This window comes from Vibrio sp. AND4 (assembly GCF_000171815.1).
Lineage (GTDB): Bacteria > Pseudomonadota > Gammaproteobacteria > Enterobacterales > Vibrionaceae > Vibrio.
This window is the reverse complement of record NZ_ABGR01000023.1, coordinates 14,769-31,217: the sequence shown is the minus strand read 5'-3', so window position 1 is coordinate 31,217 and position 16,449 is coordinate 14,769. Positions and strand designations below refer to the sequence as shown.

General features: G+C 43.7%; 15 protein-coding genes. 5 read left to right on the top strand and 10 right to left on the bottom strand.

The window, feature by feature from the left end:
* The 10 genes from AND4_RS15575 to AND4_RS15530 form a co-directional block, all read right to left on the bottom strand.
* Positions 1 to 491, bottom strand: a 491-nt coding sequence (locus AND4_RS15575; RefSeq protein ID WP_009843934.1) for a hypothetical protein, incomplete at its 3' end; no start/stop codon positions are given.
* Positions 488 to 2,074, bottom strand: a complete 1,587-nt coding sequence (locus AND4_RS15570) for a hypothetical protein (RefSeq protein ID WP_009843933.1) — start codon at positions 2,072 to 2,074, stop codon at positions 488 to 490. The genes AND4_RS15575 and AND4_RS15570, both read right to left, overlap by 4 nt.
* Entirely contained in the window at positions 2,065 to 2,445 is a 381-nt protein-coding gene (locus tag AND4_RS15565) for an HAD-IIIC family phosphatase (RefSeq protein WP_009843932.1), read from the bottom strand. The genes AND4_RS15570 and AND4_RS15565 overlap by 10 nt, the downstream gene beginning before the upstream one ends.
* Before the next feature lie 110 nt (positions 2,446 to 2,555).
* Positions 2,556 to 3,104 (bottom strand): dTDP-4-dehydrorhamnose 3,5-epimerase, encoded by a 549-nt coding sequence (rfbC, locus tag AND4_RS15560; protein ID WP_009843931.1) that lies wholly within the window; start codon positions 3,102 to 3,104, stop codon positions 2,556 to 2,558.
* Positions 3,105 to 3,108: 4 nt separating this feature from the next.
* A complete protein-coding gene (gene rfbD / locus AND4_RS15555) occupies positions 3,109 to 3,990 on the bottom strand; it encodes a dTDP-4-dehydrorhamnose reductase (protein ID WP_009843930.1) in 882 nt (293 codons plus the stop codon).
* Entirely contained in the window at positions 3,990 to 4,883 is an 894-nt protein-coding gene (rfbA, locus tag AND4_RS15550) for a glucose-1-phosphate thymidylyltransferase RfbA (RefSeq protein ID WP_009843929.1), read from the bottom strand. Before rfbA ends, rfbD begins: the two co-directional genes overlap by 1 nt.
* Positions 4,883 to 5,971: a dTDP-glucose 4,6-dehydratase gene (gene rfbB, locus AND4_RS15545; protein ID WP_009843928.1), complete on the bottom strand. Its 1,089-nt coding sequence runs from the start codon at positions 5,969 to 5,971 to the stop codon at positions 4,883 to 4,885. Before rfbB ends, rfbA begins: the two co-directional genes overlap by 1 nt.
* Before the next feature lie 210 nt (positions 5,972 to 6,181).
* Entirely contained in the window at positions 6,182 to 7,177 is a 996-nt protein-coding gene (locus tag AND4_RS15540; protein WP_009843927.1) for a Wzz/FepE/Etk N-terminal domain-containing protein, read from the bottom strand.
* Between the two features lie 255 nt (positions 7,178 to 7,432).
* On the bottom strand, positions 7,433 to 10,129 hold the full coding sequence (locus AND4_RS15535) for an SLBB domain-containing protein (protein ID WP_009843926.1): 2,697 nt from the start codon (positions 10,127 to 10,129) through the stop codon (positions 7,433 to 7,435).
* A 68-nt stretch (positions 10,130 to 10,197) separates the two neighbouring features.
* Entirely contained in the window at positions 10,198 to 10,716 is a 519-nt protein-coding gene (locus AND4_RS15530) for a porin family protein (RefSeq protein WP_009843925.1), read from the bottom strand.
* A gap of 651 nt (positions 10,717 to 11,367) precedes the next feature.
* Here AND4_RS15530 and AND4_RS15520 point away from each other — a divergent pair.
* From AND4_RS15520 to rfaD, 5 genes are all read left to right on the top strand, one after another.
* The gene (locus AND4_RS15520) at positions 11,368 to 11,589 is read left to right on the top strand and encodes a hypothetical protein (protein WP_009843923.1); all 222 of its coding nucleotides are present in this window, start codon (positions 11,368 to 11,370) and stop codon (positions 11,587 to 11,589) included.
* Between the two features lie 69 nt (positions 11,590 to 11,658).
* Complete coding sequence (locus AND4_RS15515; RefSeq protein ID WP_009843922.1) at positions 11,659 to 12,333, top strand: YjbF family lipoprotein; 675 nt, start codon at positions 11,659 to 11,661, stop codon at positions 12,331 to 12,333.
* The gene (locus AND4_RS15510) at positions 12,330 to 13,085 is read left to right on the top strand and encodes a capsule biosynthesis GfcC family protein (RefSeq protein WP_009843921.1); all 756 of its coding nucleotides are present in this window, start codon (positions 12,330 to 12,332) and stop codon (positions 13,083 to 13,085) included. The genes AND4_RS15515 and AND4_RS15510 overlap by 4 nt, the downstream gene beginning before the upstream one ends.
* 2 nt (positions 13,086 to 13,087) lie before the next feature.
* A complete protein-coding gene (locus AND4_RS15505) occupies positions 13,088 to 15,286 on the top strand; it encodes a YjbH domain-containing protein (protein ID WP_009843920.1) in 2,199 nt (732 codons plus the stop codon).
* A 188-nt stretch (positions 15,287 to 15,474) separates the two neighbouring features.
* Positions 15,475 to 16,416: an ADP-glyceromanno-heptose 6-epimerase gene (rfaD, locus tag AND4_RS15500; protein ID WP_009843919.1), complete on the top strand. Its 942-nt coding sequence runs from the start codon at positions 15,475 to 15,477 to the stop codon at positions 16,414 to 16,416.
* Positions 16,417 to 16,449: the final 33 nt, after the last annotated feature.

Below are 16,449 nucleotides of genomic sequence, written 5' to 3'. Positions count from 1 at the left end.
TTTTTTTCTGCCGTTTTACTAACTAGAGTAGAATCTTCTCTCTTCGGTTTTGCAAAAGACCAATTAGATCCACTGCCTCTGAATACTTCTAAATAACCATCACCTTCCTCAAAAACTTCAGGAAAAGTAAAACCAGGTCTAAGTGTATCAATGTTGAAGACAGTAATGGCTCCATTATAGTCGTTATAACTTGCATCCAATTTTTCCAAACCTAGAGCAACAGTCTCTGCTTGACCGCGAGTATCATCATTCAAAACTGTGATGTGAAAATGTTTTATTCCCATTAGCTTTGCTTTTTCGCGGACAAATTTTGGTGTATCGAATACATCCTTGACGATAAATAGAAATGGTAAACTTTCAAAATAGGCTTTAAAACTACTTACGGAATGTTCAAAAAGAGTTTTTCCGTGAGCTTCCAGCATATACTTGGGGGTTGTATAACCTGCTTTAAAAAAACGTGAGCTCATACCTGCCATAGGAATAACAATCATTGATTTAACCTTATTAGTATTTGATGCAAACGAAATGCATTAGCGAAAAGTGCCTTCTGACGAACCGGATCATCTTCATGCAGCGGTAGCATAGATAAGAATAGCTGAATTTGCATAGCATAAAGATTTTGAGCTGTTAAGTTAAATTCTGCTTCAACTAACTCGATAAACTCTTGTTGCATTTCACTATATTGATGACCATCTGCGAGATGAAACTCTATATCATATTTATGAATATCAACATTATAATAACCAGCAATAATCCAATCATACAGGCCGAGTATAGAGTGACTCAACTTTGCTAAATCATACGTAATGTTGCCATAAATAGTTTTTTCACCACTCGGTGTTATGCCTCTTGGATCAATTGTTTTTATACGGTTAGATCTAAAATCATAAAGAATATTGCTAAAACAAAAATCTCCGTGTAATACAGAAATAAACGTATTTTCTTTAGGCAAGTAACAATCACTACTCTTTAGCACTTGATTTAACGTGACTCCTGAAATGCCATTAAAGCTCCACTCTTGATCTCTTGATATGTTTTGACTTTCACAATATTCATTGAGCCGTTGTTCAATTATTTTTGAAAACAAAATATCTAGTGAATTTTGTATACAGCTTTTAGGCGCTTTATTTTTTTTACACTCAGATAAAAACTCAATACAACTAGATAAAATTTGTTTCCAAATATTATTTGGTAACTTTGAAAAAACAAACAACTCATTTAATGCTGTTAAATGAAGATACTCAAGACGGTAACTCGTTTTTCCACTTTCACTCATAGAGCCTAAGTACTGGGGGGTATAAATTCGTAATGAACTTGGGATTTGAGAGAACCAATTAGCCTCAGCGGCAATTTTTATATCTTTAGAGCTTGACTTCTCGATCCATTTAGGAGTGATAATCAACTCGTTAAAAGCTCGCTGTGTGGTGAACTCTGATTTTGATCGATAATAAGTATTTACATGACCAAAATCTAACCAATTATTAGAGTTAACAGGAGTAATCCCAATTAATTCATGGTAAAGATTCAAACCATTTAAAAAATCCCACTCACTTTGAGTAATTGATTTAATTATTTCTCTTGGTCTACTAAATTTAAAGTAACCATCTATAATTTTTTGGGATTGATTTGGTGTCGGTGATCGAGCATTATTTAGCCAAGTCACATTATCATCACTTAGCATAGCCCAATTATAACTTCCTTGCGCATTAGAAACACTTGCAATATCATCACCAACAGGTAACTCTCGATATAATGTATCACCATAAAGAATATGCAAAGGCTTATCTAAACTACTTCCAGACAGATTTAATGCCGCTACAATTGATGCGCCTAGCGTTAAATTCTCTGGTGTTTTAATGATAGTTATTTTTTTTTCATCCAACCAGGCTTCATCAATCTTAGATAAATGATATGTGTCCGGTACAGATAGGAAAATATCAACATCCTCAGGTGCCAATTTTATTTGATGTTGAAATAATCGCCTATTGCCCAATGGGAGAAAACTTGGTGGTATTTTACCAAACTCTGATTCCAACTCTTGCCCAACATAAGCTCCAGACATGATTAAGAACATTTTTTTTCATTCTCCAGCAATTTATTTATCTCATCAGCCGTCAAACTAGTAAACTCTGAAGGCCTCACCGCACGATCATCAATATAGAAACCTTCTTCGCCACACCACGGTTTGCCTACGATAACTTCATCATATGGAACATCATGCTCATTCAACCAAGCCGTTATAATAGGAAGAGTATAGATATTTATCTTTCCTACATTTCCTTCATATGTGCGCATATTTCTTGCAGTGGCAATAACTATCGCAAACCCTTGCTCTTTGTATTTGCGTACTTGTTCAATCACCTCTTTACGAGGTAGTACATTTTTATAATCTGAAGTATTCGCTTGAGTTAATGTTCCATCTAAATCGACAATAAGTTTTTTCACATTTCCACCATATTTATATCAATTATCCAACTAAACTTAGATACTTCTATCCATTTGAGACAGTATATTCCGAACTACTAGATTTCTGCTATTTTCGAAAAGCGTTTGAATTAAATAGGTTGCACCTTACTAAAAAAAATTCCCCCTTTATCTTTCCCTGATAATAATGGTGTTGTTTCAGCAATTGGCCAGTCGATATTTAGAGCCTCGTCATCCCATTGAATCGACACTTCGGCACTAGGATTATAATAATCTGTACATTTATAAACAAATTCTGCTTCATCACTCGTCACATAAAAACCATGAGCAAAACCTTCTGGCACCCACAATTGACGTTTGTTTTCACCAGATAAGTACTCTCCTACCCATTGCCCAAAAGTCGGTGAACCTTTTCGAATATCAACGGCCACATCAAACACCTCTCCAGAAACAACGCGAACTAACTTACCCTGGGTGTTTTCAGTTTGGTAATGCAGACCGCGTAAGATACCTTTCTTCGATTTAGAGTGATTATCTTGTACAAATTGAGTCGGCTTTCCCGTGACTAGTTCTTCAAATTGCTTTTGATTCCAGGTTTCCATGAAGAAACCACGCTCATCACCAAATACAGTTGGTTCTATAATTTTCACATCAGGAACACGAGTATCAATTACTTTCATTATTTTATCCTGTATACGCTTTAATATTGCTTAACGCAGCTTTCCAATCACTCGCTTCAATAGAGAAAGCTTGTGTGAGTTTATGAGTACTTAATCGAGAGTTACTTGGACGCTTTGCAGGGGTTGGGTATTGGTCGGTCTTAATACTTGTTAATCTCGGCTTTTTCTCAAAAATGCCTTGCCCAACGGCAATATCAAAAATGGTATCAGCGAAATCAAACCAACTTACGTGGGGTAAACCCGAGTAGTGGTAAACACCGTACTCAACCGTTTTACCTTGAGTAATACGTTTCGCGATTTGAATCAATGCACTTGCAATGTCACCCGCATAAGTAGGTCCACCAAACTGGTCTCCGACAATACTCAATGCGTCTCTGTTCTCACCTAGACGCAGCATGGTTTTGACGAAATTATTACCGTTCTCACCAAAGACCCATGCAGTACGCAGGATAATGTGTTTATCACACGCTTTAGTAACAGCAATTTCACCAGCTAGTTTGCTTTCACCATAAACACCTTGCGGGTTAGTCGCGTCGCTCTCTGCATACTCACCGTTTTTGTTGCCTTCAAAGACATAATCGGTTGAGATATGCAAAATGGCAGCCCCCATACTTTGTGCTGTTTGGGCTAAATACTGCGGTCCGTCACGATTAATCGCATAAGAGAGTTTAACTTCTTCTTCGGCCTTATCAACCGCAGTATGAGCTGCGGCATTAATAATGATGGTTGGTTGAAATTCAGTAACTACTGCATGGACAGCATCTCGATTGGTAATATCAAGGTGCTGTCTATCAAGCGCTAATACTTCTATATTATTATCACTAGCTAACTGCTTGGTGAGACAAGAACCAACTTGACCATTACATCCTGTAATTAATACACGCATTAAGCCTCAGCCTTTTTCTTTGTGTCATCAACTAAACGAGTTAAGTACTGGCCGTACTCGTTTTTCATCATCGGTTTAGCTAACGACAATACCTGTTCATCACTCAACCAACCATTACGCCAAGCGATCTCTTCCAAACAAGCCACCTTTAAGCCTTGTACGTGCTCAATAGTTTGTACGAAAGAAGATGCTTCATGAAGACTTTCATGAGTACCTGTATCTAGCCACGCAAAGCCACGACCTAATAATTCCACATTCAGTGAGCCGCCATTGAGATACATTTCGTTTAGGGTTGTGATTTCTAGCTCACCGCGCCCAGAAGGCTTAACTTGCTTAGCCATTTCAACAACGCGGTTATCGTAGAAGTAAAGACCAGTTACTGCATAGTTTGACTTAGGCTGTGTTGGCTTTTCTTCAATTGAAACAGCTTTCATGTTTTCATCAAATTCAACCACACCAAAGCGCTCTGGGTCTTTGACTTGATAACCAAATACTGTCGCTAAGCCTTGCTCGGTTAATTCGCTAGCACGCTTTAACTGCTCGCTAAAGGATTGGCCATAGTAGATATTATCACCCAACACCAAACATACAGAATCATCACCAATGAACTCTTCACCAATAATAAACGCTTGAGCTAAACCATCTGGGCTCGGTTGAATTGCATACTCTAAGTTAATACCAAAATCTGAACCATCACCTAGCAAACGCTTGAAGCCTTCGTTATCTTCAGGTGTTGTGATGACCAAAATATCGCGAATACCCGCTAGCATCAGCGTTGAAATTGGGTAGAACACCATTGGTTTGTCATAAATCGGAAGAAGCTGTTTAGATACACCACGCGTAAGCGGGTACAGACGAGTACCAGAACCACCAGCTAATACGATACCTTTCATTACTTTATATCTCCTGTTACTACACCTAAGCGCTCACGCTGGTAACTTCCATCTTGGACATTTTGACACCATGTCGAGTTATCTAAATACCACTGCACCGTTTTCTTAAGACCCGTTTCAAAGGTCTCTTCTGGCGTCCAATTTAACTCACGTTGCATCTTAGATGAATCAATCGCATAGCGGCGGTCATGACCTGGGCGGTCTTGGACATACGTGATCTGCTCAGCATACTTGGTGTCTTTTGGAACTAGCGTATCCAAAATGTCACAAATCGTATTCACTACTTCGAGGTTTTTCTTTTCATTGTGGCCGCCGATATTGTAGGTCTCGCCCACTTGACCTTCCGTCACGACTTTATAAAGTGCGCGTGCATGATCTTCGACAAACAGCCAGTCACGGATTTGATCGCCTTTGCCGTAAATAGGTAAATCTTTGCCTTCAAGCGCGTTAAGGATAACCAGCGGAATTAGCTTTTCTGGGAAATGGTAAGGGCCGTAGTTATTTGAGCAGTTGGTCACCATTGTCGGTAAGCCGTAGGTTCGCAGCCATGCACGCACTAAGTGGTCACTCGACGCTTTTGACGCCGAATATGGGCTTGATGGCTCATACGAGGTTGTCTCTAAAAACATCGGCAGGGCGGTATCACTTTTCACTTCATCAGGATGTGGGAGGTCACCATACACTTCATCAGTCGAGATGTGATGAAATCGAAACTCTACTTTTGCACTGCCTTCAAGCGTATTCCAGTACTCTCGAGTCGCTTCTAACAGGGTATAAGTACCGACAATATTGGTTTCGATAAATGCGGCAGGGCCAGTGATTGAGCGGTCAACATGGGATTCAGCAGCAAGGTGCATGACCGCATCTGGTTTGTGATCAGCGAACACTCGGTCAAGCTCTGAACGATTACAAATATCCACTTGCTCAAAGGTATAGCGTTCAGACGAATCTACTTCTACAAGAGATTCTAAATTACCTGCGTAAGTCAGTTTATCAACGTTGATCACGCTGTCAGATGTATTCTTTATGATATGACGAATGACTGCAGAGCCGATAAAACCAGCACCACCAGTGACGAGGATCTTCATAGTTTTCTCTTATAGTGTATGATTTAGAACAATTCACGAATGTGAAAATTTATAGAATTTTTAAGGTTTAATCTCACGAAATTGTCTCAGTTGATTTTAAGACCCTAAGACACTTTTATTCATTTTGAGACAGTCAACCTTAGACAATCCCTTATAAAGCCAAGATTTTGCTGTCTTTTTAAAAACCGCCCTAATAGGCGATATATAAGCCTAGGTCCTAGGTCCTAGGTCCTTTGTATCTTCTTTTCGGAACGCAAAGCGTACTAACACAATTGCTACGCCTAACATGCCACCAAGCAATGCACCTAATACACATATCAGAGCACGTTTTGGAGCATTTTTAAGTTCAGGAACAACGGCAGGATCTACGACCTTGAAGACGAACTCTTCTTGTACTTCAGCCAGCATTAAGCTCTTGGTTTGATCTTCAATAAGGCCATAAAAAGTGCTCTGCATATCTGCGACAGCAGTTTTTTGAAGCTGAGTATTTAAATAGGCGAGGTTTTGCGAGGTTTCCGCGATTGTACGTTCTCGCATCACTTTATTAATGTCTTCAACCAGCCAGTTCACCCACTGCTGCGCTACGTAAGGGGAGTAATGCTTAACCGAAAGAGTATACAAGCCAGTCTCTTTATCTTGATTAACGCTCAATACTTCTTTAGTAAATACTTCAAACGCTTCTTGCGCCGATGGGGCTGCGCCACGCAGGCCATCCGGTTCTCGCAGCCACTTTCCCGCATTTGAGTTGTAAAGTTCCTCATCTATGACGAGTTTGTTATTCGCTAAATCCCAATCTTTGGCTGCCATCAAAGGGACAAGCAAATCATGTTTTTTGATAAAGGCATCTACAAATTGACGAGATTTTATAACTTGGACTGCAAGGTCAGTTTGTGATGCTTCGCCACCACCAAGATTTACGCCAGCAAGCGCTGCCAGGCCGCCAAGTTGCCCTGCCATCTGAGACAAACCGCCACTGCTTGAGCTTTCAGCTGGCGCTAACAGCGCATCCGCTTTGTAAATATTTGGCAGGCTTAGTGCAAACAGAACTGCACCGACTGCAAAAACCAATGTAGTTGCAATGATGATCCACTTACCTTTCCATATCGCTTTGAAAAGTTCGCGTAGATCGATTTCGTCGTCTGCTGGTTGTTGAACGTGCGGTGGATAGGGTAGGTAGTTAGGGTTTGGTTCTTTTTTTGGTTCCATAGAAGTTCTAGGTCCTAGGATCCTAGGGGCTAGGATCGATAACAAATTGATTACGGATTACGGATTACGGATTACGGATTACGGAACGTTACTTTTGTTGGTAGTCATGCAAAAACACTTTGTAAACGCGCTTTGTACTCCTGACTTAAGTACTCACTGCAAGTAGATTCCTAGTCTCGCTTCGACTCGTTGGAATGACGTCGTAAAAACTCGTATTCCATAAGCGAAGCGAGCTGTATTCTGCCTTATAAGGCCCTATCGCAGCGCATTGATCGCGACACCTGTTTGGTAAAGAATTTGCGTTGCAGCGGTCCAGGTGCTGAGTGCATCACGGTAGTCAGTATCAATTGGTACGACAATGGTGTCACCCGCTTTTAGCTCATCATCATTGTTGCCGAACCAGTAACCCGACGTTGGTCTGTAGACAGAACCGTCTGCGCGTACAACAAAGATGCGATCTTCGTCCGCTTGCTTCTTCGCACCACCCGCTTTGTTTAGGTAATCACTCACGTCTAGCTTGCTGTCCAGCAAGTAGGTAATTGGCACCTGAACTTCGCCCATAATGGAGACCGTATTGCGGTAGGTAGGGATAAACAGGAAGTCGCCATCTTCTAGCATAAAGTCTGCTGAGCGCTCATCCTTCAGGATACGGTTTAACTGCACTACCATACGGCCAAGCGCTTTGCTCTTACTTGCTTCTTCGACAAACGCCAATGTTTTGTCTGGGTCAGAAATCACTGAACTCATATTGCTGTCTGCTCGGAACGTCTTCTTCGCCGTTTCTGCGCGCATATCTGCAGCGTATTGGTCGAGCAGTTTCTGTTCTTGCAGGCGAAGCGCCTCACGCGTGAAGATTGCGCCTTGTGGGTGAGCAAACTCGGTTAGGCCACCAGCACGTTCGAGTAGCTCACCTAAAGTTTCCCCCTGACGAACCGTATAAGTACCTGGGAAGCGAACTTCGCCCTGTAGGGTAACCGTGCTTTGCAGTTTCACATTCGGCTTTTCTAGGATGTTCAAGCGATCGCGGCCAACAAGGATCGCATCAGCAGCAGTATTGCCTTGAATCGCTTTGCGTAAGTCAATCCGTTCCACGTCGATCGAGGCGCGTTCGTCCGTACTGTTAATTACTGTGCGCGCCAGCTCAGCATTGATGGTGAATGCATTGTAAGTTAACCCACCCGCCGCTTCGATCAGAGTAGACACTGACATGCGCGGTGTCAGTGGGTAACGACCTGGGTGTTTTACTTCACCAAAGACTTCAGCGATTTGTGGTGCTAATCCCAATCGAGACTGTTGCTGAAGCTGCAAAAGTACCGGAGCAAGTAAAGTGCGACGAGTATTCTGTTTTAGCGCTTCAAAATCTTCTTCGGTGATTTCTTTGCCACGGAAAATGATTTTCGGTTTCTCAGTCTCTTCAGCAACAGGGAGATCCATCATCATAGTGTCTGTCGGGGAAGATAAGGCAACTGAAGCGCTCCTCACCTCTTGCTCTTTTCGCTCGTCTTGCTGCGCTTGAAGTTGTGCCTGCTCAAGTGTTTTCGCTTTCGTTACCGAATCTTGCTCCGCAAAGGCATCTAAGTCTTGATTGTTGAAGCGATTAAACACCAGCACTCGGTCACGAGAATGGAGCTTTAGGTTATCTTTACTGGTTTGAGAAAGAATGGCGTTTGCCAAGTTAACTTGATAAACCTCAATATCGCGTTGTGGGTTGATTTCACGTACAACGACCGCGTAGTTGACATCAGCGGTGGAGTTAAACGACGTATCCACTGATTGGAACAAGTCAGCGACACGCAGACCGCTCTTCCATTCGATAAAGCCCGGATGGCGTACATCACCCTCAATTTGAACGTAACGTGTGAGTTCTTCACTTTTCTTAAGTACGTTAACCTCATCGCCGTCTTTGACCTTGGTGTGTTGATCTTGTGCCTGACTAAAGTTAAGAGTTAAAGCATCACGCGCCCCTTTCGCGGCGTAACGTTTGACTTCAACTTGTTCGCTAAAGGCATTCGCCGTAAACCCGCCCGCCATTTGAATGGCTTGTTTGTAGGTTTCGCCCGGTTTCACTTCATAAATCGCTGGGCGGTTGACTTCACCATCCATCGCAATAGTATCACCGACCGCACCAATAAAGACCACATCACCAGGTAACAGACGTACATCGTTGCGCGCATCACCTTTTAGCAATAAGTCATACATATCAAGCTTACGAATCACCTGACCGTTACGCTTTAGTTGTACGTTACGCAGTGCACCACTGTCACCAAAACCGCCACTGTAATAGATGGCCTGAGAAATGGTGGTCAGCGCGCTGACGGTGTAAGCACCTGGTTTATAGGCATCACCCATCACAAACACTTGCATGGTGCGCATTTCGCCCAGCGAGATATCGCTGCGTACGCCTATCATTTGCTCTTGTACACGTTGGTTTAGTGAATCACGTACATCGGAAAAGCGCATTCCTGCCACTTGCACAGGGCCAAGTGAAGGAAAGTTGATCGTACCGTCACGATTAACCCGCAGGCGATGAGTGGTGTTTTCTTTACCAAACAGCTGGATAACGACTTCATCACCCGCACCAACAGTGTAATTAGCGGGTACAGGCACGTCACTCACTGGAGCAAATGTCGTCGGTGAGCCCGCAAACAGGTCTAAGCCAAAGCGTTTGAGCTCTTCATCTTCTTCAGCGATGTCCGTTTGGTCCATTGTTTGGTCGGCGCTGCTCACCTCTGGTCTTGGGTCCATCACTTGAGGATTTTGATAACTGCTAGGTGCAGAGGAAGAACCAGAAGGGAGAGTAATACCGTACTTACTCGCTAATGCTTGTTGTTGATCAGCAGGTAAGCTTTGGAACATTTGCATTTGTTCCGGTGTTGGGGTCTGCGCATTACTAAGCGGCGCAAAGAGACTTGCTAATACACAAGCGGCAATCGAGAAATATCCTTTAAACATGATAATTCGCTATTTAAACTGGAAGTGAAGAAACCCTAGTGGCTAAAACTAGGTACTCGGTCTGCTCATTAAAATCGGTGCTGAAAACCGAGTGTCATGGCGTTCAGGCGAACTTGGTCTTCTGATGTGCTGTCCACGAACTCGAAAACAACCGCATTATGCTTATCTAAGGCGTAATGCATGCCCAAACCGAAGCTAAAACCTTGATCTCGGTTTGAGCCGACACTTTGTTGGTCGATCTGGGCACTGGAGTAGCCCGCCAAGCCATAAAGTGCGAAGCGCCCAGAGACTGGCATGTTCAATTTTACAAACCCACTCGCCAAGCTGTCTACAGAGAGCCCGCTAGCGCGCTGTACTGAGGTGCCGTAACGCGCCTCTAGGGCAAGATAATCATTAAAAAAGTAACCCGCTTGCGCTTGAAGCAGGAATGGATTGCCCTCAGCAGCGGGAGAGGTCGAGGAATGCTGGTATTCGGCATTAGCGTAGCTCACTAGCGCACCTGCATAAAAATCCGCTGAGGCCGCAAATGAGCACAAGCTTAAGCTGATTGCACTCAACGCCCCTAACCATGGTCGTTTGTTTATCACGTAAGTTATTCCTTGGGTATCGACTGACCACTGCATATAAATAATTCACGCAGTGAATGTCTATTGACTCGTTGTCTGTTTGCTTCTGCGTTTTTCACGCTACCGCCCTGCGGCATTTCGCGTTAGCCACTGTTCGCTGATTACCGACTTGCTTCGGTTTATTGATAGAAAACATTACTTTCAAGCTCTAATTTTATGATTCAAGTTACGAAAAGTAACCTTTGCAAAGTGCGGCTTAAAAGTTGGCAAATTATGCATGGATTGACGCAAAACGGCAAGGGGACTCGCTCTAAGCTTGAGAATCAACATTCCTATTATTGAGAATGGATACCCGCTAATCGCTGCCCACTTATCGTATAGCAAAACGTCATATAAATCACAAACCGCACGAAGCACGGCAATTAAACTGAGTATTGACTGGCGCCGTGGCACCAGCCTAGTAATCATTGTTTACTTCAATCCTCTCTAGTTAAAATAACCAAAAACACCTACAAATGAATGGTCTTTCCGATGAGACGCATTATTTAGAAGTTGGTAAAATTACATGCGAAACTATTTACATGCTGATTGTTTTTTAACTAGAATGACAGTTGGTATGTTTTAAGCAGACCAAACATCGATGTTTTAAAATCTGAAATACAAGGATTAATAATGAAGAACACAGCTCTAGCCATTCTTATGGCTCTAAGCGCAACAACTGCATTCGCAGCTGAAGAAGCAGGTTCTGCTGGTGCAGCATCTGCATCTGCAACAGGTACAACTGCAGTAGCAGTAGGTGCAGCAGCAGCAGTAACTGTAGTAGCAGTTGCAGCGTCAGACAGCGACGCTACTTCTACTTCTACCTCTACTTCTACTTCTACTTCTACGAACTAATTCGTTTTAAGTCGGAACTAGATAAATCGCCCTGAACTGTTTCAGGGCGTTTTTTTGTAAGAGGGAACAATGAATACCTTTCTATCGCAAAAATGGATGCGCTCACTTGTTGTTTTACCCGTTTTAAGCCTTACTTTTGGATGCACTCAGAAATTCAATGATGTCTCGGCAACCGTTCAGGAAGCTTATGGCAATTACATCGATGTTGAACTCACATCAGCAGAAGTTGAAGCCGTGCCCTATGCCAGCGCGTATCTGAAAATCGGCAATCAAAAACAAGTCTTTGTTGTGCTGGCCTTCGCAGAATCAAACCCGCTAACAGGCCAAACCCAGCTCAAATGGGTCAGTGCCGATAAAGCGATGGTTGTAACAGAAAATGGCCACATCGTTAAAACCATTGGCCTGCAAGCCACAAACCTTGCTGGTGTCTATGGTAATACCCCCGCTTACTCTGATGCACTCGTGCGATATTCCCTTTCTTACGATTGGTCTGAGCAATACCGTTACGGCTTTCAGGCTGATGTCAAACGCTCACATCTTGGCAAAGAAACGCTAATCACACCTATTTCGTCGACTGAAACTGATATATACAACGAAACCGTGACCTTCCCAAGTTTAGATGCAAGTGTAGAGAACACTTATTGGGTAGATAGCGATGGACAAGTCGTCAAAACACGCCAGTTTTTAGGCCCCAATATGGTCCCTGTTGAATTGACGATTTTGAAAGGGTACGGCAAATCATGAATAAACGACTGCTCTCTTTATTAGGCTTGCTGGGTTCCGTCGCTATGACCGCCCAGCCTGCCATGGCTCAAGACCAAGGTATAGCGCCACTGCAAGTTGAGTTGCTTGGTACTGAAAAAGCCTTACAGTTCACACAGCCTGCTCGCTTAGACAATATCCTCAAGTACGCTCAAGAACAGAGTGTTGTCTTGCAATATCCCCTCGCTATCACGATTTTTGATAGCTCGGAAAAAGCGCTGCAGCAAAGCTTGCGCTTAAAAAGTGCGGTGCTAGACCAGATGACGCAGCACAAATTAGCTGACCATCCGTTTTACCAATTTATTTACAACAGTCAGTTTGCACCTCGCGTTCTTTCTGCTGTCGATGTTGATAAGGTCCGCTTGGACAAATTTGCTAACCCACTGCTGGAAGGTCAGCTTACTTTGAGCACGCCCAAGCGGATTGAAAAAGTGCTGTATGTGGGCAATGTAGACAAGATTTATGCAATCAAGAACCAAGCAGGAGTTCCACTTCATGAACAGCTCAGCAACTTACAAAGCAGTGAAATCGGTGAACTGGCCCAACCGCCTATTTTAATTTATCCAAATGGTGAAGTGGTGACTCCACACCACGGCAGTTGGTTAACGAAGCAATATTATTTACCGCCCTTGACCATAGTCTACGTCCCATTTGACGACATTGAACAATCATCCATGGACCAGAACATCGTCAAACTGCTGTCACAGCGTAAACCAACCTCATCGAAGTATTAAATATGAACCTGATAAGAACCAGTTTATCTCTTTCTTTAATCGGTCCAGCGATGGTTTGGGCTCAAGACATGCCTTTTGAGGCACCGCAGCTGCAAGCTTCACAAATGGACTTTGGCGGCGTGGGCTTAATGCAAATGCCAACGGGCCGTATGGCACCAGAAGGCGAATTTAACTTTGCGATAACCGGCAGCGACGAGTACCTGTTTTACAATGTGACCTTGCAAGTCATGCCTTGGCTAGAAACCACCATTCGCTACACCATGGTGAATGACCTTTTCTATAGTGATGACCCGAGTTTTTCTGGTGATACCAAGTACACCGACAAAGGCATCGATTTTAAAGTTCGCTTACTTGAAGAATCCGAATACTTACCAGAACTCTCTGTGGGAATTCGTGATTTTGCAGGAACGGGCCTATTTGACGGTGAATTTGTTGCCGCGACAAAACGCTATTCCAATCCAAATCTAGGAAGTTTCGATTTTACCTTAGGGCTGGGCTGGGGTTACCTAGGTACGCGCGGCAACATCAGCAATCCGGCTTGTAAGCTATCAGACAGTTTCTGTGAACGCCCTTCGGACTTTAAAGGTAATGGTGGTAGCGTCGATTTTGAGCGCTGGTTTAAAGGCTCGGCGGCGCTATTTGGCGGTGTAGAATATCAAACCCTGTATGCTCCACTGCGTTTCAAGCTTGAATACGACAGCAATGACTACAGCGAAGATTTCCCTGTGGTACGTGGTGGCGTCGATATGACACCTCACACTCCTTGGAATCTGGGCATGCTTTATCGCTTGGGTAACATGGCCGATCTACGTTTAAGTTATGAGCGTGGTGATACACTGGTTGCTGGCGTAAGTCTGTACACAAACTTCAACGAGATGCCATCTTTCTGGCGCGACACTCCAACACCAGAAGTGGAAGAGAAACAGCCAGAGCAACTGTCCGATGTCGATTGGGAACGTGTCACCAAAGAGCTAGACAAAGTCGCTGGCTACCAAAACACCCAGCTTTATGTTGATAACAACACCGTCTCTGTTGTCGGCGAACAAAAGAAATACCGTGATCGCAACGAAGCCCATGAGAAAGCAGCGGCGGTTCTATACAACGAGATGCCAAGCGACATTAATACTTTCACCATCAATGAACGCAGTCGTGGTTTGATCGGCGATCAAACGCTCATCTCGAGAGAAAAGTACCGTAACTTCGCCCAAGTCAATTACGTTGAACCGAACATTGAAGATACGATTTCCACATCAAGCGATACGCCACAAGGCAAACCCGTTCACGACGGTTTTGAACGTTTTGATTGGGGCTTTGCGCCAAAACTGGCACAGACTTTAGGTAACCCAGAAGATTTCTATTTGTTCAGTGTTGGTTTGAGCGGCAATGCTTCTTACTGGCTAACAGATAATCTTGAAATTGGTGGCTCCTTGTACTGGGATTGGTACAACAACTACGATAAGTTTAACTACGTCACACCGCCAGACGGCACCAGCGTTCCTCGTGTACGAACCATGTTCCGTGCCTATCAGAATGAACACGCGGTCACTATGTCCAACCTGCAGTTAACCTGGTTCCAAGAGTACGCTGATACAATGGACCAGCAGTTTTATGCTGGTTACTTAGAAAGCATGTTTGCGGGTGTGGGTACCGAGTTCTTATACCGCCCGAAAGGGGCAAACTGGGCGCTAGGCGCGGATGTAAACTTAGTATCTCAACGTGACCCTGAAAGCTACTTTGGTGTTTACGATGAGAAGTGGCAAAACATTCCTAAATACGGCCGTCCATTCCAAGTAGTCGATAAGGGCTTTACTGGCTTTGTTTCTGGCTACTATTACCCTCAATGGGACTTTTTACAAGATTTGATGATTCAGGTTGATGTGGGCCAGTTCTTAGCGGGTGATGTCGGTACGCAAGTCAACGTGTCTAAGCAGTTTAAGAGTGGGGTCATCGCTGGTGCATTTGCCTCGGTCAGTGACTTGTCTGCCGATGAGTTTGGTGAAGGGAGTTTTACTAAAGGCTTCTATATTTCCATTCCATTCGACATCATGACGGTGAAACCAAGCAACAACCGGGCAAACTTTAACTGGCAGCCGTTAACGCGCGATGGCGGCCAGAAACTCGGTCGCAAGTACAGCTTGATTGAGCTAACGGATGAACGTAACCCTTGGTTCCAACGTCCTAATGCATCGAATGAAAAGTAATCGAAAAACCAATCAGGTTGCACAAGTGATATGATGCGTACTAGAGTGATACAGTAATAAAGTGACAAAAAGGAAGCTTCGGCTTCCTTTTTGTTTGCTTAATGACAACAGCCTTGCCTAGCACTAGCGCCTAAAGGCTTAACTCTGCTAAACTTCCTGAGAAAATATTAACCTATGGTGGAAGTCTTATGATCATCGTAACTGGTGGTGCTGGCATGATCGGCAGCAACATTGTTAAAGCTCTGAATGAAGCAGGTATTAACGATATTCTGGTTGTCGACAACCTAAAAAATGGCAAGAAGTTTAAAAACTTAGTTGATCTTGATATCACTGATTACATGGATCGTGACGACTTCCTTTCCCAAATCATGGCAGGTGATGACTTCGGTACGATTGACGCCATTTTCCATGAGGGCGCTTGTTCTGCAACGACCGAGTGGGATGGCAAGTACATGATGCTAAACAACTATGAATACTCAAAAGAGTTGCTTCACTACTGTCTAGAACGTGACATCCCATTCCTATACGCGTCATCGGCAGCGACATACGGCGAAACAAACACCTTTGTGGAAGAACGTGAGTACGAAGGTGCACTAAATGTATACGGTTACTCGAAACAGCAATTTGATAACTATGTACGCCGTCTTTGGAAAGATGCAGAAGAGCATGGCGAACAGCTTTCTCAAATCACGGGCTTCCGTTACTTCAACGTTTACGGCCCGCGTGAAGATCACAAAGGCAGCATGGCTTCGGTCGCCTTCCACTTAAATAACCAAATCAATGCTGGCGAAAACCCTAAATTGTTTGCGGGCAGCGAGTCATTCAAGCGCGACTTTATCTATGTGGGTGATGTCAGCAAAGTGAACCTGTGGTTCTTTGAAAACGGCGTATCGGGTATTTTTAACTGTGGTACTGGGAATGCAGAGTCATTCGAAGCAGTGGCAAATGCCGTCGTGACCCACCACGGTAAAGGCGAAATTCAGACCATCCCGTTCCCAGAGCATCTAAAAGGCGCTTACCAAGAGTTCACTCAAGCCGACCTAACCAAGCTACGTGCTGCAGGTTGTGATGTCGAATTCAAAACGGTAGCGGAAGGCGTTGCTGAATACCTAGCGATTCAAAACCGCTAATTCCCTTCAAAGGTGGTAGTGAATACCCTACCA

Bases quoted from the DNA above. Each gene is read 5' to 3' on its own strand.
- rfbB (WP_009843928.1), bottom strand. From the start codon at position 5,971: ATGAAGATCCTCGTCACTGGTGGTGCTGGTTTTATCGGCTCTGCAGTC.
- AND4_RS15510 (WP_009843921.1), top strand. From the start codon at position 12,330: ATGAATAAACGACTGCTCTCTTTATTAGGCTTGCTGGGTTCCGTCGCT.
- AND4_RS15535 (WP_009843926.1), bottom strand. From the start codon at position 10,129: ATGTTTAAAGGATATTTCTCGATTGCCGCTTGTGTATTAGCAAGTCTC.
- rfaD (WP_009843919.1), top strand. From the start codon at position 15,475: ATGATCATCGTAACTGGTGGTGCTGGCATGATCGGCAGCAACATTGTT.
- AND4_RS15520 (WP_009843923.1), top strand. From the start codon at position 11,368: ATGAAGAACACAGCTCTAGCCATTCTTATGGCTCTAAGCGCAACAACT.
- rfbD (WP_009843930.1), bottom strand. From the start codon at position 3,990: ATGCGTGTATTAATTACAGGATGTAATGGTCAAGTTGGTTCTTGTCTC.
- AND4_RS15570 (WP_009843933.1), bottom strand. From the start codon at position 2,074: ATGTTCTTAATCATGTCTGGAGCTTATGTTGGGCAAGAGTTGGAATCA.
- rfbC (WP_009843931.1), bottom strand. From the start codon at position 3,104: ATGAAAGTAATTGATACTCGTGTTCCTGATGTGAAAATTATAGAACCA.
- AND4_RS15515 (WP_009843922.1), top strand. From the start codon at position 11,659: ATGAATACCTTTCTATCGCAAAAATGGATGCGCTCACTTGTTGTTTTA.
- rfbA (WP_009843929.1), bottom strand. From the start codon at position 4,883: ATGAAAGGTATCGTATTAGCTGGTGGTTCTGGTACTCGTCTGTACCCG.
- AND4_RS15540 (WP_009843927.1), bottom strand. From the start codon at position 7,177: ATGGAACCAAAAAAAGAACCAAACCCTAACTACCTACCCTATCCACCG.
- AND4_RS15505 (WP_009843920.1), top strand. From the start codon at position 13,088: ATGAACCTGATAAGAACCAGTTTATCTCTTTCTTTAATCGGTCCAGCG.